Annotated in this window: 20 protein-coding genes, 1 tRNA gene and 1 pseudogene; 19 read left to right on the forward strand and 3 right to left on the reverse strand. The window is 62.3% G+C overall.

Features of this window, described 5'->3' with window-relative positions:
- The first annotated feature begins 21 nt into the window (after positions 1-21).
- The 8 genes and pseudogenes from ACR9Y2_RS11885 (at position 22) to ACR9Y2_RS11920 (ending at position 8853) form a co-directional block, all read left to right on the forward strand.
- Entirely contained in the window at positions 22-735 is a 714-nt protein-coding gene (locus ACR9Y2_RS11885) for a PEP-CTERM sorting domain-containing protein (protein WP_435041499.1), read from the forward strand.
- Between the two features lie 113 nt (positions 736-848).
- On the forward strand, positions 849-2405 hold the full coding sequence (locus ACR9Y2_RS11890; protein WP_435041500.1) for a hypothetical protein: 1557 nt from the start codon (positions 849-851) through the stop codon (positions 2403-2405).
- A 180-nt stretch (positions 2406-2585) separates the two neighbouring features.
- Positions 2586-3128, forward strand: a complete 543-nt coding sequence (locus tag ACR9Y2_RS11895; protein ID WP_435041501.1) for a hypothetical protein — start codon at positions 2586-2588, stop codon at positions 3126-3128.
- Positions 3129-3207: 79 nt separating this feature from the next.
- The gene (gene hypD, locus ACR9Y2_RS11900) at positions 3208-4320 is read left to right on the forward strand and encodes a hydrogenase formation protein HypD (protein WP_435041502.1); all 1113 of its coding nucleotides are present in this window, start codon (positions 3208-3210) and stop codon (positions 4318-4320) included.
- Positions 4321-4329: 9 nt separating this feature from the next.
- A complete protein-coding gene (gene hypE, locus ACR9Y2_RS11905) occupies positions 4330-5388 on the forward strand; it encodes a hydrogenase expression/formation protein HypE (RefSeq protein ID WP_435041503.1) in 1059 nt (352 codons plus the stop codon).
- Between the two features lie 53 nt (positions 5389-5441).
- Entirely contained in the window at positions 5442-6839 is a 1398-nt protein-coding gene (locus ACR9Y2_RS11910) for a carboxypeptidase regulatory-like domain-containing protein (RefSeq protein ID WP_435041505.1), read from the forward strand.
- A gap of 16 nt (positions 6840-6855) precedes the next feature.
- Positions 6856-7626, forward strand: a complete 771-nt coding sequence (locus tag ACR9Y2_RS11915) for a carboxypeptidase-like regulatory domain-containing protein (protein WP_435041506.1) — start codon at positions 6856-6858, stop codon at positions 7624-7626.
- 154 nt (positions 7627-7780) lie between these two features.
- Positions 7781-8853: pseudogene (locus ACR9Y2_RS11920) on the forward strand (virulence RhuM family protein).
- A 428-nt stretch (positions 8854-9281) separates the two neighbouring features.
- Here ACR9Y2_RS11920 and ACR9Y2_RS11925 read toward each other — a convergent pair.
- Positions 9282-9357, reverse strand: a tRNA-Ala gene (locus ACR9Y2_RS11925).
- A 65-nt stretch (positions 9358-9422) separates the two neighbouring features.
- Here ACR9Y2_RS11925 and ACR9Y2_RS11930 point away from each other — a divergent pair.
- The 9 genes from ACR9Y2_RS11930 (at position 9423) to ACR9Y2_RS11970 (ending at position 15027) form a co-directional block, all read left to right on the forward strand.
- Positions 9423-10004, forward strand: a complete 582-nt coding sequence (locus ACR9Y2_RS11930; protein WP_435041507.1) for an HD domain-containing protein — start codon at positions 9423-9425, stop codon at positions 10002-10004.
- A gap of 206 nt (positions 10005-10210) precedes the next feature.
- Positions 10211-10390: a hypothetical protein gene (locus ACR9Y2_RS11935; RefSeq protein WP_435041508.1), complete on the forward strand. Its 180-nt coding sequence runs from the start codon at positions 10211-10213 to the stop codon at positions 10388-10390.
- A 33-nt stretch (positions 10391-10423) separates the two neighbouring features.
- Complete coding sequence (locus ACR9Y2_RS11940; RefSeq protein WP_435041509.1) at positions 10424-10606, forward strand: hypothetical protein; 183 nt, start codon at positions 10424-10426, stop codon at positions 10604-10606.
- Positions 10607-10613: 7 nt separating this feature from the next.
- Positions 10614-12260, forward strand: coding sequence for an ammonium transporter (locus ACR9Y2_RS11945; protein WP_435041510.1), 1647 nt, complete (start codon positions 10614-10616; stop codon positions 12258-12260).
- Positions 12261-12282: 22 nt separating this feature from the next.
- Entirely contained in the window at positions 12283-12792 is a 510-nt protein-coding gene (locus tag ACR9Y2_RS11950; RefSeq protein ID WP_435041512.1) for a tetratricopeptide repeat protein, read from the forward strand.
- Positions 12793-12809: 17 nt separating this feature from the next.
- Complete coding sequence (locus tag ACR9Y2_RS11955) at positions 12810-12956, forward strand: hypothetical protein (RefSeq protein WP_435041513.1); 147 nt, start codon at positions 12810-12812, stop codon at positions 12954-12956.
- 4 nt (positions 12957-12960) lie between these two features.
- Entirely contained in the window at positions 12961-14130 is a 1170-nt protein-coding gene (locus tag ACR9Y2_RS11960; protein ID WP_435041514.1) for a cation:proton antiporter, read from the forward strand.
- A 7-nt stretch (positions 14131-14137) separates the two neighbouring features.
- Positions 14138-14542, forward strand: coding sequence for a hypothetical protein (locus tag ACR9Y2_RS11965; RefSeq protein WP_435041515.1), 405 nt, complete (start codon positions 14138-14140; stop codon positions 14540-14542).
- 107 nt (positions 14543-14649) lie between these two features.
- Positions 14650-15027: a YciI family protein gene (locus tag ACR9Y2_RS11970; RefSeq protein WP_435041516.1), complete on the forward strand. Its 378-nt coding sequence runs from the start codon at positions 14650-14652 to the stop codon at positions 15025-15027.
- Positions 15028-15363: 336 nt separating this feature from the next.
- Here the strand turns inward: ACR9Y2_RS11970 and ACR9Y2_RS11975 are convergent, their stop codons facing one another.
- Together ACR9Y2_RS11975 and ACR9Y2_RS11980 are read right to left on the reverse strand one after the other, a co-directional pair.
- Positions 15364-16731: a sigma-54-dependent transcriptional regulator gene (locus tag ACR9Y2_RS11975; protein ID WP_435041517.1), complete on the reverse strand. Its 1368-nt coding sequence runs from the start codon at positions 16729-16731 to the stop codon at positions 15364-15366.
- Positions 16728-17912, reverse strand: a complete 1185-nt coding sequence (locus ACR9Y2_RS11980) for a sensor histidine kinase (protein WP_435041518.1) — start codon at positions 17910-17912, stop codon at positions 16728-16730. The genes ACR9Y2_RS11975 and ACR9Y2_RS11980 overlap by 4 nt, the downstream gene beginning before the upstream one ends.
- A gap of 180 nt (positions 17913-18092) precedes the next feature.
- Between ACR9Y2_RS11980 and ACR9Y2_RS11985 the strand changes: the two genes are divergently transcribed.
- Positions 18093-19334, forward strand: coding sequence for a TolC family protein (locus tag ACR9Y2_RS11985; protein ID WP_435041519.1), 1242 nt, complete (start codon positions 18093-18095; stop codon positions 19332-19334).
- Entirely contained in the window at positions 19331-20512 is a 1182-nt protein-coding gene (locus ACR9Y2_RS11990; protein ID WP_435041520.1) for an efflux RND transporter periplasmic adaptor subunit, read from the forward strand. Before ACR9Y2_RS11985 ends, ACR9Y2_RS11990 begins: the two co-directional genes overlap by 4 nt.
- The last annotated feature ends 3 nt before the right edge of the window (positions 20513-20515 follow it).

The raw sequence follows: 20515 nt of genomic DNA on the forward strand, positions 1-20515 counted from the left end.
AGTACGTCTGGAGGAGATTCAATGAACAGGAAACCTGTGCTCAATCGGAAAGTTGCGGCCCTGTACGGCTGCCTTCTGTTGACACTCATCGGAATGGTTGTCGTCGGACCGGCGGCGGGCGCCGCCTTTACCGCCAGCGATAGCACCCCTTACATCAACGCTTGGGCCAATGCGGCCAATCAGGTCAAATACGCATCCTATGTCGACACGAATACACGCTCGCTGGATGCGGTCATCGATGGTTGGGGCACCGTGCTCTTCGACGCGGTTTTCACTGGCGATACCTTCCGCATCACCAATGCGGTGGTAACCTGCACCTCGACCGGGGATGACTGCGGTCCCATCACGCTCGCCGCGGAGTTTTGGAGTTTCTCTTATATTCCGCTGAACGAGTTGGCTGTCGACGGAACCAGCACGCAGGAGTTCACCGGCAGCTTCTCCGCCCAGAACTCAGTTCAACCAATTGTCTCTTCAACGATCGGCCCCGGTAACTTCAATGTCACGCCTTGCACGAGTTGCGTATTCGCCGCCTCTGTTCCTTACGTAAGCGCGGAAGGCGTGGTCGCCATCCGCATGACGATCGACGGCCTGAAATCAGGCAGCATAGTGAATCTGCCCAGTTCCCTGGTATTGCAGAACACGGTGGGAAGCACGGTGCCGGAGCCTGGTTCCGCGCTCATGCTCGTAGGCGGGCTGGCTGGCCTGGCCTTCCTGCGGAAACGCATGTACCGCTAAACCCTTCGATGCTTGAGCAAAGGCCGCCTGCCCACTGCCGGGCCGGCGGCCTTTGCTATTTTTGTTAGCGGTCTCCCATGCCCAAGTCCAGCCGCCTACAGCCTGTCTCGAAGATGCCATCCGAAGCACTCGGAGCGGCGGCTGGTGAATCCGGGAATGAAGCAGACCAGATCGGCTGGCTCAAGTGGCTGGTGCCCGATTTCCGCACTATGGCGGCTCTGGCCCTGGTCCTCTATTGCACCGTGATCACCTCGGCTGCCCGGCTCTTCTTTAGCGATGCGGATGCCGGGTGGCATATCCGCGCCGGAGACTGGATCCGCCTGAACTCCGCCGTCCCCCGGGACGATTGGTTCTCGTTCGTGCAGGTGGGGCACCCCTGGTACGCCTGGGAGTGGTTGGCCGAGATCGGGATGTCCTTCGTACATCAGGCGGCCGGCCTGCCGGGCATTGCCGCGGTCTCCATTGGCGTCATCGCCTGCGGGGCCTGGCTCTGGATGCACTTTCAGCGCCGGTTGGGTGGCAGCATCCTGGTGGCTACCCCCCTGGCTGCCCTGCTCGTGCTGTGTACCCGCGTACACTGGCTGGCCCGCCCCCACCTGATCAGTTGGATCTTCGTGCTGCTGCTCCTGATCTTCGTGGAAAGCGCCCGTCCGCCCTTCCGGGTCCGCCATTTTGTTGTCCTGGCGTTGGGCACTGCCTTGTGGACGAACATCCACGCGAGCTTCTTCCTGGCTTTCCTCATCCCGGTGGTCGTGGCCGCCGCTCTGGCGGCGCAACGCTGGATCCTCCCTGCGCAGGCTGCCCCTGGCGTCGGGGCTCGCATTCGTCTTCTCCTCTATGCTGCCGGCGCGGCACTGGCCGGCTCGTTCCTCAATCCTTACGGGTTCGCTGTGCATAGCCACGTAGTTGCGTTTCTGGCCACGGTCGGTTCAACCCCCATCGTTTCGGAGTACGAGCGGCCCGACCTCTTCCGGCCGGGCATGTTCCTCTTTGCCCTGACTGCCATTCTGAGCGCTGTGGGCTTTCTGTGGTCCCTGGTGCAACGCCGCTGGGACCGCGCCGCGCTCGCGGCCTTGTTTCTGGCCATGGGCCTCCAGACCAACCGGGGCATCCCGCTGATGGCCCTGGGCTCGCTGCCCTACTTCAATGCGGCTCTTTCTGATTGGTGGCGCAACCGCCGGAACGCTGCCCCCTGGCCCTCGTTGCAGGCCGTTACCGCCTTGGAACCTCTCCTGAACGGCGCAGCCTTGCTGCCGCTGGCCGCTCTCTTCCTCGTCTATTGGGCCGGCCTGCCCTCCACCCGCCGCCAGGCGTCGTTTCAACCACCCGTCTATGCTACTGAGGCGCTCCCCTCAGTGGATCGCCTGCCCCTGTCGGCTCGCATCTACACCACTGATTTACAGGCCGGACTCCTGATGTATGTCTACTCCGGTCGCCGCAAAGTGTACCTCGACAGTCGCATCGACTACTTCGGGCCCGATCTGTGCCGCGAGGGCATCCGCTTCTGGCGGGCCGAGTCCACCTGGCCCGAAACGCTGAAGAAGTATCGGTTTACGCATGCGCTGCTCGACCGCAAGGCGCCAATCCTCACCCAGTTGCGTTCGCTCGGCTGGAGCGAACTCTATCAGGACCAGAACTTCGTTCTCCTCGCTAATCCAACCCCCGAATAATGTGCCAGGGAATTTTTTCGCTCCCCTGATCTGTTTCCTGTCCAATCCGCGCATGTATAAGTAGACCATCGCTCACACCTGACTGCCGGCGGCCGGGCAAGGCCGCCGGCGATATTTCATTCATACCGGCCGTGGGTGGCCGGCTGGGACTGGTGCGTACCTGCACCGGAGAAGATTCCTGTGATCAGACCGATATTGAGGACCCTGGCGCTGGCTGTGCTGAGCCTCGCGGCTTCCGCCCAAACTCCGAATCAGGCATGCGTGGCCATTCTGCCGGCCGCCTCGCAGGCAGCGGATGACGCCGCCGTCGAACCGCTCCGGCAGATGCTCCAGGCCGAGCTGGCTGCTCGCGGCATCAGTGCGGTGCTCGCGCCCGGCATCCCGGAAGCCCGCGAGATGGGCTGCAGTGTCGCCTTGGCAATGACCCTGAAACGGAAAGACCGCCCCGGCCTCGGGAGCATCCTGCGGTCCGCTGTGCCCGGCATGGCGACAGACCAGGGCTCCGCTACATACAGCGGCAATCCTCCCGGCCGGTCCGGAACTGACCAATCCCGCCGTCCCGCTCAATGCAAGGCGAAAGAAGAGATCCAACTGGATGTGTGCGCGACGCCCCTCGTCCTGGGCGAATCCATTGCGCGCCGCACCTTCAAGGCCAGGCCTTCACAGGCTGGGGAGGACCTACTCCGCTCGCTCGTTGTCCAGGCCGCTGCGGTTGACTGGTAGGCCCGCGCCTCGGGGTTCCCGCCCCTTCCTCTCAGTCCGGATTCAGGTAACAATCAGGGGGAGTGGTGCGTGTCCGCCCATGAAGTACCTGAACGAATTCCGGGATGCTGAAGCGGCCCGCCGCATCGCGGGCGAGATCCGGCATATCGCTACTCGCCGCTGGGCCATCATGGAAGTCTGCGGCGGGCAGACGCACTCCATCATCCGCAATGGCATCGACCAGATGCTGCCGGCGGAAGTGGAACTCATTCATGGTCCCGGTTGCCCGGTCTGCGTCACACCTCTCGAAGTCATCGACAAGGCCCTGGCCATCGCCGCTCGCCCCGAAGTCATCTTCTGCTCCTTCGGCGACATGCTGCGCGTTCCGGGCAGCCTGCGTGACCTCTTCCAGGTGAAGAGCGAGGGCGGGGACGTGCGGGTGGTCTATTCGCCGCTGGATGCCGTCACCCTGGCCCGTCAGAATCCGGGGCGTCAGGTCGTCTTCTTCGGCATCGGCTTTGAAACCACGGCGCCGGCCAATGCCATGGCCGTGCATCTGGCCAAGCGCCAGGGTTTGGAGAACTTCTCCCTGCTCGTCTCCCAGGTTCTGGTGCCGCCGGCGATCGAGGCGATTCTGGGCGCACCGCAATGCCGCGTGCAGGCCTTCCTGGCCGCGGGCCATGTCTGCAGCGTCATGGGCCTCCAGCAGTATCTGCCGCTGGCCCGGCGCTATCGCGTCCCCATCGTGGCCACGGGCTTTGAGCCGCTCGACATTCTGGAAGGCATCCGCAGGGCGGTCGCCCAACTGGAAGCGGGCGAGGCGCGCGTGGAGAATGCCTACGAGCGCGCAGTCACCCTGGAAGGCAACGCCGCCGCGCGCAGGATGCTCGACGAAGTCTTCGAAGTGACCGACCGCACGTGGCGCGGCATCGGTATGATCCCTCGCAGCGGCTGGCGGCTGTCTCCTCCCTACCGTGCCTTCGATGCCGAAGAGCGCTTTCCCGTCTCCGGCATCCAGGCGCTGGAATCGCCGCTCTGCCAGGCCGGGGCGGTGCTCCAGGGGGCCATCAGGCCGCACCAGTGTCCCGCCTTCGGACGCGAATGCACGCCGCGCACTCCGCTCGGCGCCACCATGGTGTCCACCGAAGGCGCCTGCGCGGCGTACTATCACTATGGACGCTTCCTCGACGATGAGGCCCTGGCGTCCCGTTAGGGCGCCCGCATGGCGGATACACTGCACTTCGAAGCTTGGTCTTGTCCCCTCCCGCTCAGGAACTATCCGCGCATCGTCCTCGGTCATGGCGGCGGCGGCAAACTCTCTGAAGAGCTCATCGAGAATCTGTTCCTGCCCGCGTTTCGAAACCCCGCACTGGAAACCCTGGGCGATGCGAGCGTTGTCGAGCTACCGGCCGGCCGCGTGGCGCTCACGACGGATTCCTTTGTCGTCCGGCCGCTGTTGTTCCCGGGCGGCAGCATCGGCGAACTCGCCGTCAACGGGACGGTGAACGATCTGGCCATGTGCGGAGCACGCCCGTTGTACCTCACCGCCGGCTTCATCCTGGAAGAAGGACTGGAACTTTCACTGCTCGCCGAGGTAATTGAACGCATGGCCGCCGCCGCGCGATCGGCGGACGTCCAGATTGTCGCCGGCGACACGAAGGTGGTGGAGAAAGGCCATGGCGATGGGATCTTCATCAATACGGCCGGGGTGGGCGTCGTCCCGCCAGGCTTGGTCTTGGGGCCCGCCTGCGCCCGTCCGGGCGACAAGGTGATCGTCAGCGGAACTCTCGGCGATCACGGAGTCGCTGTCATGAGCGTGCGCTCGGGACTGCAGTTCGAGACCGCCATCCGTAGCGATTGCGCCGCCCTGCACGGCTTGACCGCGGCCATGCTGCAGGTGGAAGGCGCCGTCCATGCAATGCGCGATCCCACGCGCGGAGGACTGGCCGCTACTTTGAACGAAATCGCCCGCGCGTCGCGCGTCGGCGTCATGCTGGAGGAGACGGCCATCCCCGTCGACCGCCAGGTGCAGGCGGCGTGCGAGTTGCTCGGTCTCGATCCGCTCCAAGTGGCCAACGAAGGAAAGTTGGTGGCGATCGTGGAGGGCGGCCGGGCGGCGGAAGTCCTCACTCGCATGCAGGCTCATCCGCTAGGCCGGCAGGCGGCGATCGTCGGAGAAGTGACTGCGGCCCGCCCTGGCTTGGTGGCCGCCCGCACGGCTCTCGGCGCCATCCGGGCGATTCCACTCCCCCTGGGTGAACAATTGCCCCGGATTTGCTAAATCCCAACCAGGAATTTGGAACGAAACCGCAGGGTAAACGCGTCTGATCGTCGATGATTGCGCGCCTGGCGATTCTCCTGCTATCGGTTCTGCCCCCCGCACTCGCCTGCTCCTGCGCCGCCCCCACCCCAGCCTGCCAGCGGATCGACGGCATCCAGTACGCCTTCCTGGGCCGCGTGCTGGCGACAAATGAAACGAAGGATGCAGGCGGCGGTCCCTATTGGTACCGCTTCGGTGTGGACGAAGCCTTCAAGGGAATCGGGCCGGAGGTGCGCGAACTCATCGTGGATCCTGATAGCTTCAGCTCGTGCCGCAGGTCCTTTGAGCTGGGTCGCCTCTACCTCATTGTGGGGCGCCAAAGTCCATTGAACGGCCTGGCCGGCGATGCCGCGAAGGCCCATGGAGCCTTGGGCGGCGCCCGCGGAGTCCCACTCACCGCGCCCATCGTCTCCGCCGGCCAGTGCACCGGGACCAAACTGGCCGAGTATGCTACGGAAGATCTGAAGTTCCTCCGCAAATATCGGTCCGGCCACGTCCAGCCCTCTGTGTACGGCTCTGTTCGAATCCACGCCGATGAACAGCGCTGGGAAGACCGGTTGCCTGGATTGCCCGGGACCTTCCTCCACCTCACGGGTGCCGGACAGGAACAGACGGTGACGGCCGGGGCGGACGGGCGCTTCGAGATCTCCGGCGTGGCGCCGGGTACCTACGAATTGACTGCTTCCGCACCAGGCTACTTCCCGGCATCGCCTGAGTACGAAGTCAACGTACCTGACCGTGGATGCGGCTTTGTGAATATCGGTATGTTCTCCCAAGGCTCATTCACAGGCGTGGTGACGAAACCGGATGGGAGCCCCGCGCCCGATGTCTCCGTGGAGTACCGCTATGCCTCCGCCGAGGCCCTGAATCGCCCCCTCCCACTGCGCTCTACCCGCACGAACGACCAGGGCGAGTTCTTCTTTCCCACCGTGCCCCCCGGCGACTACCATCTTGGAGTTCATCTCGAATCGGCCCCGAGTGCCGGGGAACGGATCACGCCTGCCTATTGGCCGGGAGTCGCCAGCGCGTCAGAAGCGGGCATCATCCATCTCGCACTGAACGAGCAGAAGTCAGGCCTTCGGCTCCCTCTGGGGCCCGCCGCTAAGCTGCGCTATGTGAAGCTCAGAGTGTTGTGGCCGGATGGACGGCTTGCCGTGAATACCAGGGTTTACGCTCAGGTGCGTCAGGAGATATCGGCGGCCGGCCGGACCGATGAATCCGGGGTCGCAACCCTAACCCTGTTGAATGGTGTGGACTACACCCTCAGCGCCATGGAAACCTACAATTTCCGAAAGGCACGACCCTATGGATACGAGGTGGACACCGCCGAGGCCGGGCCGGTGCCGCTGCCGGCAGGCTCGGACCAGGTGGAGTTCAGCCTGGTCCTGCAGAAACGCGAATCGGGCCAGTGAGGAACACAATCGAACTATGATCCGCTCCGCCGCGTTTCTCCTTGTCCCGTTCAGCGTCTTTGCCCAATCGGTGCCCTCGATCCAGGTCCGGTTCACTGACGTAGCAGGGGCAGCCATCGTCGCGTCAGCCTCCGTGCTCCAGTCGCGGGATGGGACGCAGGTCTACCACGGAGAGGCTGATTCCACCGGAGCGCTCCGCACCCCTGAGTTGGAGCCGGCGGCTTACCGGTTAATCGCACACGCGCCCGGTTTTCGACGGTTGGAGCTGACGGGGCTTCAGGTGGAGGCGCACACTGTTTTGGACCTGGGCGCCCGCGTCATGGAATTTGCCGGTTGCGACGCGCCAGGGGTTCACTGTTCTCCCATCGGGACCCCCGAGCACCCTCCGGATCTCCGCGCGGAATTAGGGGACTACCGAGGTTCGGTTCGATTGAACCGGCAATGTGGAGTGGATATCGACACGGCAGCCAAAATGACGTGTCCTGTGCCAGCAGGCATCCACGCCGGGTCAATCGAAACCGGTATCGACCTTCAATTGACCGGGGAGCAGGGCAGCCTCTATCTGGTTGCCGTGAACGGGGCGGTCTTCTCCACCCCGAATGCCTCGGATGCAACCTGCGGGAACGCCAGGTTCACACTGTCCAGAATCCTCGTCGAGGGGCCGGTCAGGGGTATCGACTTCTGCACTCGGAGCGTGGAAGGCGCTGTCGCCCACGTATTCCTCACTGAAGACGTAGTACGGGGCAGTGAATCGGTCGCGCTATGGATCGTGACGCGCAAACGCTAACCGTCTTCGCGCACGCGCGGTCGAATCCGACTTACCGATTCCTTGTGCAGTACGAACAAAGAGGATTTCCCTATATTTCGGAAGGTGCCGATGGCACCCCTTGGTCCCGCATGCCGCGGATGTGTCCGGCCGAGCGACGGTACAATGCTTCCGAATGCCAAAGAAGCCGCCGCCCTCAGCCGGTGAGCCCGCATCGCCAGCCGGCGAGATCGTTCTGTACCAGACCGAAGACGGCCGGACGCGGGTCGAGTGCCGGTTTGTCGACGAGACGCTTTGGCTGAGCCAGTCACTGATCGCCGAGTTGTTCCAGAAGGGTGTCCGTACGGTCAACGAGCATCTCCAGAACCTCTACGCCGAAGGGGAGATCGAAGCGCAGTCAACTATCCGGAAATTCCGGATGGTTCGCAGGGAAGGGACGCGCGAAGTCGAACGGGAAATCGAGCACTACAATCTAGATACCATCCTGGCCGTCGGTTACCGGGTGCGGTCGGCGCGCGGGACACAATTCCGCCGCTGGGCGACGGAGCGCCTGAGCGAGTACCTGGTGAAGGGATTCACCATGGACGACCAGCGGCTGAAGAACCAGCCGGTCGACGGCTCCGGCGTTCCCGATCATTTCGACGAGCTCCTGGAGCGTATCCGCGACATACGCGCCAGCGAGAAACGTTTGTACTTGCGCGTGCGTGAGATCTTCAGGCTGGCCGGCGACTACGACCCCGGACGCAAAGAGACCACGGAGTTTTTCCAGATCATTCAGAACCGGCTACATTTTGCCGCGACCGGCAAGACTGCGCCGGAACTGATCGCCGGCCGCGCCACCATTCCAAACCCAACATGGGCTTGACCGCCTGGAAAGGGGGGGTGGTGCGCAAAGCGGACGTCACGGTGGTCAAGAACTATCTGAGCCAGGAGGAGATAGGGGAACTGAACCGCATCGTAACGATGTGGCTGGATTTTGCTGAGGACCAGGCGCGCCGCCGCAAGCACGTCTTCCTGAAGGACTGGGAGACGAAGCTCAACGAGTTCCTCCTATTCAATGAGCGGGCGATCCTGGGTGACCAAGGGGGCGTGAGCAAAACCGCGGCTGACACCTGCGCGGAAGCCGAGTACGAAGAGTTTGCCCTCCGACGCCGTGCACTGCTGGAAGCGGAAGGCGAGCGCGAACAGTCGCGGTCCCTGGAAGTTGCGGCACGGAAGTTGTCCGAAAGACCGAAGCGCAACCGGTAGTGGAGGGATCAATCCCCGGTATCGAGCTCGCCGATTGAGAGTATCTTGGCGCGCTGGCGGGTGGTTTGCAGAGAGGCGTGACCTGCTCGAACATACCCCTTCGCTGTATGTGGTAAAAGACCGTGCGCCGACAATGTTCCGCACATTTTGGGACGCCTGAATAACACCGATATTCAACCAGGTCAACCCGCAAGAGAAGGCGTAATCAGCCACGGCATACGGGTATCAAAACGCTTACCATCGCTACCACGCACACCAACTGGTTATGTAATCAATAAGATTGGGCGGGGACGAAACGCGGTTCAATCCATACCACGCCGAGCACTGTGGAAAATAACCTCTTGGATCGTGTTTGAACCTTGTGGAGGGTGACCGTGGAAGAGGTTACGCCCACACATGGGAGTACCTAGCGGGTTGTGGGATAGGATTGGTGGACCTGGTGAGATTCGAACTCACGACCTCTTCCATGCCATGGAAGCGCGCTCCCAACTGCGCCACAGGCCCACAGACTCGACTTCCCCAATATAACATCGCCCTACGGCTGTTCGCTACTATGGACTCAACATCTCATGAATCGCGATCAAGCTTGGTCCATCGTTTGCGAGTTCATTCAGAACGACGCCCTGCGCCGCCACTCCCTCGCCGTCGAAGCCTGCGTACTCGCATACGCCCACAAGTTCGCAGCCGAGGGCCATGCCGTCGATCCCGAAACTTGGTCCGTCACCGCCCTGCTGCACGACTTCGACTGGGAGATCCACCCCCAACTGCCAGACCACCCCGTCAAAGGGGAGCCCATCCTCAAGGAACGTGGAGTCAGCGACGAGATCCGTCGCGCAATCCTTTCCCATGCCGACTTCACGGGTGTCCCACGCGAGTCCCTCCTCGAAAAGACCCTCTTCGCCTGCGACGAGTTGGCCGGGTTTCTCACCGCAATCTCCTACGTCAAACCCACTCGCTCCATTCTTGACGTCGAAGTGAAGGGTGTCCGCAAGAAGATGAAGGATAAGGCCTTCGCTCGCGCCGTCAATCGTGACGACATTGTCAACGGGGCCGAGGGGCTAAAAGTGGATCTCGACGTGCACATTGAGTTCTGCATCCAGGCCATGCAATCCAAGGCAGGCGAACTTGGGCTCGAACGCGTAGCCCCTTGATCTGTCAATACGATAGCTATCGTTCAGTCGTCCTTCGATACGATCAAACCAATCAAAATTATTGATTGGCGCCGGAACTTCACCTTACCTAAACTGAGAAACCAAGCTGGTCCGTTCGCCCAGCACAAGCCAGGTAGCGCTTGTTGACCCCACAGCCGGGTCTCCCGTCACCTTCGCCAAATCCCAGTTGTACATGGAGGTCTCTCATGGGTGCCAACCCAACCCAGGCGCTCGCGTTCCTGCTCTTCCTTGTCGCCTTTGTCTTCATTGGCGCTGGCCTCTTTAGCGGTGGCAGCGTCCTGTTCATGCTGATCGGTCTGGTGCTGCTTGGCGCCTCGGTCGCAGTCTTCCTCAAAGCCAAACCTCTCGAACATCTCGAAGGCTAGCCGGTCGGCGGAAAGGACTTAAAGGATTTCCACATGGTCTACGTTGGTCTTCTGATTACCGTGGCCGGCTTCGTGCTGAGCCTACTGAGTCTCTCAATGGCATCCTCGACGGGCGCCAGAATGGGCATGGTCCTCGCCGGCATTGCCATCAGCTTGGTCGGCATTATCGGCATCATCAACCAAGCTTACGTAAAGAATGCGATCTGGAAGAGGTAACTGCGGAATGAAGAGAAGCCTGCTCATCCTCACCGCAACGCTACTCGTTGCCCTGACTGCCGGAGCGCAGACTCCGGCTGCTCCCGCCGCTGCCCCTCCCGCAGCGGCCGCCCCAGCCGCTGTCCCCATTACCGATGCCGACCTGAAGGGAGTGGAAGCGCCCAAGGCTGAACTCCGTGCCAAGGGAGATCCCGACGGCAACTCCACCGGCACCGTGGCTGACGTGGCTGTCTCCGACGCTAAGAAAGGCCTCACCATTTCCGATCTGGTCAATCAGGTTGGCCAGAATAAGATCGGTATCAACTTCGTCTGGACTCTGATCGCCGGCTTCATGGTCATGTTCATGCAGGCAGGCTTCGCAGTGGTGGAAACCGGCCTCTGCCGGGCCAAGAATGCCAACCACACCATGATGATGAACTTCATGGTCTACGGTGTTGGCATGCTGGCCTACTGGCTGATCGGCTTTGCTTTACAAATGGGCGGTGTCGGCGCCGTCGGGAACCTGGGCGGTACCCCAGTACTCAACTCCGAGTTCAGCATCACCCTCTTTGGCAAGAGCTTCGGCCTCTTCGGTCAGAATGGCTTCTTCCTGATGCACAACGGCAGCTACGACGTCGCTGTGATGGTGATCTTCCTCTTCCAGATGGTCTTCATGGACACGGCTCTGACCATCGTCACCGGTTCGGCAGCGGAACGCTGGAAGTACGTCGCGTTCCTGGTTTCCTCGTTTGTTCTGGGCGCCTTCATCTATCCCGTGTTTGCGAATTGGGCTTGGGGCGGCGGCTGGCTGGCCACTCTCGGCACCAACTTCGGACTGGGCAAGGGATATGCTGACTTCGCTGGCTCCGGCGTCGTCCACTCTGTCGGCGGCCTCACCGCTCTCGTCCTCGCCATCATCGTCGGGCCCCGCATCGGCAAATTCGATCGGGAAGGACGTCCGCACGCCATGCCCGGCCACGACATCGTGCTGGTCCTCACCGGCTGCTTCATTCTCGCGTTCGGCTGGTTCGGCTTCAACCCCGGATCCACCCTCGGCGCCTCCGGCAGTGGCAACCTGCGCATCAGCAGTGTCGCCGTGAATACCATGCTGGCCGGTATGGCCGGCTCCTTCGGCGCCATGTTCTATATGTGGCTCCGCTACGGCAAACCGGATTCGTCGATGTCCGGCAATGGCCTGCTGGCCGGCCTGGTCGCCATCACGGCGCCCTCCGGCTTTGTGAACCCCGTCTGCAGCGTGATCATCGGGCTCATCGGCGGTGTCCTGGTTTGTCTCTCGGTCGAATTCGTCGAACGGGTGATGAAGATCGACGACCCCGTGGGCGCAATTTCCGTCCACGGCGCCAACGGCCTCTGGGGCGTCATCTCGGTCGGCTTGTTCGCCGACGGCAAGTCAAACTATGGCGGCTCCTGGAACGGTGTCGCCGGCTCAGTGACGGGCCTGTTCTACGGTGACCCCGGCCAGTTGGTCGCGCAGTTGATGGGAGTCTCCGCCCTGTTGGGTGTGGTCTTCACTGTCGCTTTCGTCGCCAACCTGGTCATCGAGGTCGTCGTCGGCCAGCGCGTCTCCGCCAAGGCCGAAGTGGAAGGCCTCGACCTCCCGGAAGTCGGTGCCGTGGGTTATCCGGAGTTCGAGCTCAAAGCGAGTGCACATTAGAATGGATACCTCGGTAATTCCCTTGAGCAATGAGCGGGCGCCACTGGCGCCCGCCCCCTTGCCCGCCTTGATGCCTAAACTCTGGCGTGACCCTCATACGGTGCCCGCCGAAGAGATCAAGGCCATCATCAAACGGCTGGAAGAGGCCTGCGTCGCTTACCCCGAGTCGCCCGACCTCCGCACCTGTCTCGGCATGGCGCATGCCGTCAACTACGACGCATATCGCTCCATGGACGCCTTCGAAGAAGCCCGCGCCATGGCGCCGGACTATTTCTGGGCTCAGTATAAATTCGCCGAACTGCTCTACCGGCTGCGGGCGCTGCCCCGGGCCGAAGAGGAAACCTCCCGCGCGCTACAACTCGCCGAGGATGGCTACCAGGTCGCCATGGCGCGCAAACAACTCCAGGAGATCCGCCGCCTCATCCGCGAAGGCACCCAGAAGCCGGCTTGGACTAAACCCCTTGACCGCCCCGCCTCCTGGCTCGTTCTCATGGCCGCCGCACTCATGCTGGCCGTGAAGATATTTCACTAATCTACTGGAGGCACCGAATGAATTGGCTCTGGTTCAATATGGCGGCCTGCATCGCCTTCTTTGCGCTCGTTCTTCATGGGGCACCCTTCCTGCCGGTCCTCATCGGCATCTCCGGCGCGGCTTTGTTGAATCGCCACAAAAAACGCAAAGCCCGCGTCGTCTAGTCGAATGTCGCATCCCCCGGAGTTGACCCTCCCTGTCCTCATGCTGGTGGTCTTCGCGGCCGCCAAGCTCTTCTCGGAAATCTTCGAGAGGCTAGGCATGCCGGGGCTCGTCGGCGAAATCCTCGCCGGCGTCGTCATCGGCCCCAGCCTCCTGCACTGGGTCGCGCCCGTGCCCATCCTCCAGGACCTCTCCGAACTCGGAGTCCTCTTCCTCCTCTTTAACGTCGGCCTCGAAGTCAAATCCTCTGAACTTCTCAAGGTCGGGGGCACCGCGTTCCTCGTCGCCATCGTCGGCGTCCTCGTTCCCTTAGGTATGGGCTGGGTTATCCTCCGCGCCTGGGGCTACGGCCAGATCGAATCGATCTTCGTCGGTGCCGCCCTCGTCGCCACCAGCGTGGGCATCACCGCCCAGGTCCTTAGCGCCAAGAATAAACTCCATGAAAAATCCAGCCAGATCATCCTTGCCGCCGCTGTCATCGACGACGTGCTCGGCCTCATCGTCCTGGCGGTCGTCAGCAGCATGGCCCGCGGCGAATTCAGAATCATCGACATCGGCCTCACCGCCGTCCTGCCCATCGTCTTCATGATCGTAATGGCCAAGTGGGGCTCCCATACCGTCAGTAAGGCTGTACCCGCTTTGCAGGCCCGCCTCCGCGCCAGCGAGGCTCAGTTCCACCTGGCGATCGTCCTGCTCTTCGCCCTCTCCGTGGTCTCCATGTATACCGGCGTCGCCGCCATCGTCGGAGCCTTCCTCGCCGGCATGAGCCTCGGTGAAAGCGTCAGCAAACGTGTCCACACTCTCGTCCACGGCACCACCGAATTGCTCGTGCCCTTCTTCCTCGTGGGCATCGGCTTGAAGATCGACCTCTCGGTCTTCAAGGACACTTCCATGATCCTGCTCACCGCCATCATCCTCCTGGCCGCCGTCGTATCGAAATTCGTCGGCTGCGGGGCCGGAGCCCTCAGTCTCGGCCTTCGCGACGCCACCCGCATCGGCATCGGCATGGTGCCGCGTGGCGAAGTAGGCATGGTGGTGGCTCAACTCGGACTGGCCATGGGCGCCGTCTCCAAGCCCATCTATGGTGTGGTCGTACTCACGGCGCTCGCTACTACCCTGGTAGCCCCGCCGCTGCTCAATCTTGCCTATAGACAAACACCCGCAGTGGGTGATTGAGGTTGCAATGGCAGTCTCTGATCTATACGTTGCGCAGTTTCTCCTCGATGCCACGCAGACCCCCCAGGCCCCTCTCGAGTGGCTGGTGGAGGAAGGCGGTTCCTTCTCTGCCCACATCAACGGCGTGCGGCTCTCCCTCTTCCACTCCCGCACTATGGGCTGGTCCGGCTTGTGCCTCAGCTTCTCTCGTGGCGACGAAGTGGCCTACATCGAAGAACCCCGCCCTGTCGCACTCTTTGGCCGTAAATTCCGCAATGACGACGACCAGCGCCTCGCCGCGGCGCTCAAGGACCTTTACCAGTCCGTCAGCAGTCAGTGCCATGCCAGGAGACTCCGCGCCTGGGACCTGCGCGACTCCATCCGCGAGAGCCTTTATCGCCGCATCCTCTTTCGGGACGCGGACCAGAGCTGATCATCCCTCCAGCTTTCCGCCTTCTTTTCTCCCCGGCTCCTGTCGATTCCAGCCATCTTCAATCGACGACATTGTGAGAGCGCACTCAACTGCGAGGAGAAGAAGATATGAAGTTTCTGTGCATGGTCTTCGTCGACGAAGCGAAGCTCGACGCCCTGTCCGCCGCGGAGTCACAAGCCCTGGATGACATAAGCCTTGCCTATGACGCCACCCTTCGTCATCAGGGCCGTTTTCTGGCCGCGCAAGCCCTCCAGTCCGTCAGCACGGCCGCTACCGTCCGAGTGCGCGATGGCCAGGTCGTTGTGACCGATGGCCCCTTCGCCGAGGCCCGCGAACAGGTCGGAGGTTTCATCCTCATCGACGCCAGCGATCGAGAGGAAGCCATTCAGGTGGCTGCCCGGATTCCCGCCATTCAGTTGGGCGGCATCGAAGTACGGCCCATCAAGGAACTGGTCGCCAGCGCGGACCTGCTTTGCAGCCTCTAGCGGATCCACCGCTTGCCGAAGAGGGAAGCAATCATGGATCTCGGGCCTGGATGGTGGAATCGCATCATCAATTGGCCGGACAGAATCGCCACGGGCCCCTTCGGACTGGCAGGAACCATCCCTTTCGCAGGAAGCGGTTCTGCGGTGAGTGCGGACCCGGCTCATGTTCGGCCCGGCTCGCGAGCCGCTCCCCATTCCATCGATTCCAGTCAACCCAAGTCAGTCAGCCGGACAGATGAAGCCGGGGACTTGGTTCGCATCGGGATGTCGTGGGATCTTGTCGATCCTCTCGATGGCCACGAACGACTATGTCCAGTAGCACGGGGAGGGGCCTCGTCACTCCTTGTGCAGGCCGTGTTTCTCCATGCGGTAGATGAGAGCGCTGCGCGAAATGTCGAGGAAGCGGGCGGCCCTGGACTGGTTCCACTGGAACTTCTCCAGAGCCCTTAACAGCAGCTCCCGCTCGACTCCTTCGAGGCTGATGCCCTGGTCAGGCACTTCCAACAGCAGCGACTCCCGCTGTGGCGCGGCCGGCCGGATCGAGTCGGGTAGGTCGCTCAGTGTGATCTCGTCCGCAGTGGAGAGCACGATCATCCGTTCTATGGCATTCTCAAGCTCTCTCACATTGCCCGGCCAGCGGTACGCCTGAAAGGCTGAGATCACAGGTGGAGCCAGGCGCAGAGCGGGCAGGCTGTGCCGGGCCTTCAGCTTCCGGAAGAGATGCTGCGTGATTTCGGGGATGTCTTCCTTGCGCTCTCGTAGCGGCGGCAAATGAAGCGGAACAACCGCAAGGCGATAATACAGGTCTTCACGGAACGCTCCATCCTCGATCATCGCTTGCAGGTTTCGATGGGTGGCCGCGATGACGCGTACATCCACGAGGCAACCCCCCACCGAACCGATCTTCTCCACTTCACCCTGCTGGATCAGCCGCAGCAGCTTCACCTGCAACTCAATCGGCAGTTCTCCGATCTCATCCAGGAACAGGGTGCCGCCGTCGGCCAGCTCCACTTTGCCGGGCTTGGCGGCCGCCGCGCCCGTAAATGCGCCGCGTGTGAAGCCGAACAGCTCCGATTCCAGCAGGTCTCTTGGGATCGCGCCACAGTTGATGGTGACGAAAGCCTGGTCCTTGCGCAGGCTGTTGTGGTGAATCGCCCGGGCCAGTAGCTCTTTGCCCGTGCCCGTTTCGCCATGGATCAATACGGTGGAGTCGCGGTTTGCAACCCGTGAAGCCATCTCCAGTACACGCAGTAGAGACTTGGATCGCCCGATGATACTCTCAAACCCATACCGCTCATCCAGGGCCGCCCGCAGCTTCCTGACCTCCTCGATCAGGTTCTGACGCTCCATCGCACGATGCACCACCAGCACCAGGGCATCATAGTCAATCGGCTTCGTGACGTAATCGTAGGCGCCCGCCTTCATGGCTTCCACAGCTGTTTCGACACTGCCGAACGCGGTGATCATGATCACGGTGGTCTCGCCGTGCTCGCCGCGGATGTGGCGCAGCAACTCCAGGCCGCTAGTGCCCGACATGCGCAGGTCCGTGATGACGAGCTTAGGATTCCTTCGCTCCAGGACGCCCACCGCCTCCTCGCCGTTCGCGGCCAGTGCGACGTCGTAACCGGCTTCCTCCAACTGGAGCTTCATGATGCGGCGCAGGCTCGCGTCGTCGTCGACCACCAGGATGAGGTTTCGATTCATGTCTTGGGCACCGCTTTCAGGGGCAGGTCGACTGTAAATGTCATCCCTTGATCCCGATTATTGGCGCCGGACAGGTTCCCGCCATGTTGCTCGATGATCTTCGCGGCCACCGCCAAGCCGAGACCTGTACCATTCTCTTTTGTGGTGAAAAATGGATCGAACATGCGGTCCAGTTCCTGCTGGGCCATGCCGCATCCTTCATCGTGCACGCTGATCTGGATGAACCCATCCACTTCCCGCGCCCGCAGTTCTACAACGCCCGGCCCTCTAGCCGCCTGGATAGAGTTGATGATGAGATTGAGCAGCACCTGTTTGATCTGCTCCGCGTCGCAGCGTACCTCCGGCAGTGGGCCGGCGATGGATTGCCGCAATTCGATCGTCGTCGCTCCTGCCGCATGATGCGCCAAGGAGATCACGGAATCAAAGACATCCGGCAGTTGCACCGGCTGAAACTTCGGCGCTCGGGGCCGGGCAAAATCGAGGAAACTCGTCAGCAGGCGATTCAGTCGCTGTGTCTCCTTCTCGATAATGTCGAGACACTCCCGGCAGTTCTCAATCGAGCCATGCCCGCGTTTCAGGATACCGACGGCGCCGGTGATGCTGGCCAGCGGATTCCTGATCTCATGAGCCATGCCCGCCGAGAGCTGCCCGGCGGCGTAGAGCCTCTCTGCGCGCTTCAGCCGCTCGAAGTTCTGCTGAAGTTCGTGGTACACCTCCTCCAGTTCCTGCTTGGTTGTCTCGAGATTTGTCCTCTGCCTCCTCTCCCGCTCGGCCAGGTGGCCGGTGATCGCCCCGGCCAGGCCAAACACCGGTAGCTCCAAAAGGACATCGGTAGCGTAGAACGACAGTGGTCCCCAGCTGAGCCAGATGTGTGGTGCTTGCATGGCGAATGCCGCCGCTGTCGACAATGTGGCCCCGCGCCATCCGAAAAGAAGGCCCGCCAGTACGATCGGCAGGAAGTTGAGATGCTGCAGAAAACTGTGCAGGTAAAGATACGAGCTTGGGACTGCCCAGTGGAGAGCCGCCAAACCGGCAATAGCGGCTCCAACGCCCAGCGCCTGCCTGCGTGGATCCGTCATACTGCTGGACAGCTCCGTCATGGAATCCACATTCTGGCACGCCAGTGCTTCAGCTCGCTGTTCCAGGCGCGAGAGCGCGGAGGCTGATTCGGCGGCAGTCATGACTGAGACTCCTCTTGCAATTCCCGGGCCTCCTCACGCCGCTGGCCCTGGAGCAAGGGAAGTGTCTGTTTTCGGACAATCAGCTCTGCAAGGCTGTGTAATAGCGAACAGGTAGATCCGCTTAGGTCCAGCGAAACAGGGATGTTCCGCGACGGTCTCTCGATTGCTAAGACCCCTGTCGTGACAAGAAGTGTGAAATGGGCGGTATTCACCGGCGCGGCCTTGGCGCTGGTCTTGCCGGCGGCCGGTCCTCTCACCCTGGACCAGGCACTGGCCCTTGCGGAGAAAAACCATCCGCAGTTCCAGGTCGCTTCAGCGATGCTGGAAGCCGCGCAGGCGGGCATCACCACCGCCAGGGCATATCCGAACCCCGAGGCTGGTGTCCTCGCCGGCCACCAGCGGGCCAGAGTCCCGGGAACCGTGCCAGGTCCCGTCCTGGTCTACAGCTTTGCCCAGCCCCTTGAGACACGCAAAGTGCGCGAGACCCGCATCCTCGCCGCCGAACTTGGGAGATCCGCCAGTGAATTCGCACAGGCGGAAGCAGCAATCATGCTGCGATCTGTGGTCCGCCAGGCATTCTACCTGACGCTCCGCCGGAAGTCGGAGCTGGAATTGGCAGTCGGCAATCAGAATCTGGTCGAAGATCTGAGACGGCGCATTCAAGTCCAGGTATCCGTCGGCGAGGCTGCCCGCCTTGAGTTGACCCGGGCCGAAGCTGAGGCAGCCATCGCCAGGACTTCCACCAAGAGCGCCCAACTACGCCTGGTAACAGCCTTCGCCGCGCTTCGTGCCGCGATCAATATTCCTCAGGACGAGGAGATCGACCCGAGTGGCCAGTTGGATCCCCCCGCAAGCCTGCCACCCTTGAGCGCCTTGCGCACAGAGGTGGAGCGGAACCATCCGGCCATGCGTCTGACGGAGTCCGAAATACGCCGCGCGGACATGCGGCTTCAGAACGAACTCGCTCTTCGCACGCCCCAGCCGACCCTGCGCAGCGAGTACGAACATCAACCCGATGTTGCGACCTACCGGGTGGGCGTATCATTGCCCGTCCCTCTCTGGAACAAGCGGCAGGGGCCCATCGGTGAGGCGGCCGCTGCCGTGCGGTTGGCTACCTCGACCCTGAACCTCCGTAAGCTGGAGCTCTTCGCCCAATTGGAGAGCTCCTATGGCCGCTATCAGGTGGCCAGCCAGCAACTGGCCATATACGAGGAAGGCGTACTGAAACAGGCTGAGGCGGCGCTCCAGGCCGCGGAGGCTGCTTACCGCTTTGGAGAACGGGGTGTGATTGAGGTGCTGGATGCACAGCGCGTCCTGCGAGGCGCGCGCCTCGACTTCCTGAACGCCCAGCACGAGCGCCAGGCGGCGCTGATCGAGTTGCAGCAACTGCGCGCCGCGGACTTGCGGGACACACGGCCATGACTACCAAGACTTCACTCCAGATCTCATTTGCCGCAGCACTTGCCCTCACCTGTGTCATCTCCGGCTGCAACGCGGCCGGTTCAGGAGCTGCCACGGAAGCTGCCGGGCAACAATCGCCGGTTCCGCAGGACCCGCTGTCGGTGAGAGTCTCTCCTGCTTTGCGCACCCAACTCCGCGTCGGCCAGCCAGCCTGGGAGAACGTCCGCGGGAGCCTGAGCGTGGCCGGACGTGTGGAGGCCGATGAAACACGCCTGTCTCGGGCCGGCTCGCCTGTGGCTGGCCGAATCACCGCCTTGGAAGCAGTGGAAGGTCAGAGAGTGACACGCGGGCAGGTACTGGCGATCTTGAACAGCACAGACCTGGCCGACGGGCAGTTCGGCTTCCTCCGGGCACAGTCCCAGGAACTACTGGCGCAAAGAGCATTAGTGCGCGCCAGGCAACTGGTCGATGCCGGAGTAATTGGCGTCGCCGAATCGCAGCGCCGGGAAGCGGAACACGCTCAGTACAGCGTCGAATTCGCCACCTGGCGCGACCGCCTGCGAGTGATGGGTATGCCGCCTGACGCAATCGCCGCACTGGAACGGACCCGTACTGTGAACTCGCTCTCTCAGGTGGTCGCCAACATCGAGGGTGTCATCCTCGAACGCAAGGTCACCACGGGACAGATCGTGCAGCCCGCCGACACTCTTTTTGTCATCGCCGATCTCTCCCAGGTCTGGCTGGTGGCCGATGTGCCGGAGCAGGCGGCTGGCCTCATCCAGGCAGGCAAAGCGCTGGAAGGGGACATCCCCGCTTTGCCCGGAAGCACCGTGCGCGGCCAGTTGTCCTTCGTCTCAGCCATTGTCAGCCCGGAGACACGCACCGTCCGCGTCCGCATGGATCTCCCAAACCCGGGCCTGTTGTACAAGCCCGCCATGCTGGCCAATATCCGCCTCCAGGACCGGCCGGAGCGCAAACTGGTGGTCCCCGCGACGGCAGTGGTCCGTGAGGGTAACCAGGATTACATCTTCCTCGAGACGAAGGCGGACGAGTTCCTGATGAAGCCGGTACTCCTATCGGACGAACTTCGGGACAAACGGGTGGTTGCGGAAGGCGTGGAACCTGCCCAGCGCATCGTCCTCGACGGCGCGTTCCATCTGAATAATGAACGCAAGCGGGCCAGCCTGCACGGGGAGTAATCG

The sequence above is a fragment of the Paludibaculum fermentans genome (assembly GCF_051172195.1).
GTDB lineage: Bacteria > Acidobacteriota > Terriglobia > Bryobacterales > Bryobacteraceae > Paludibaculum > Paludibaculum fermentans_A.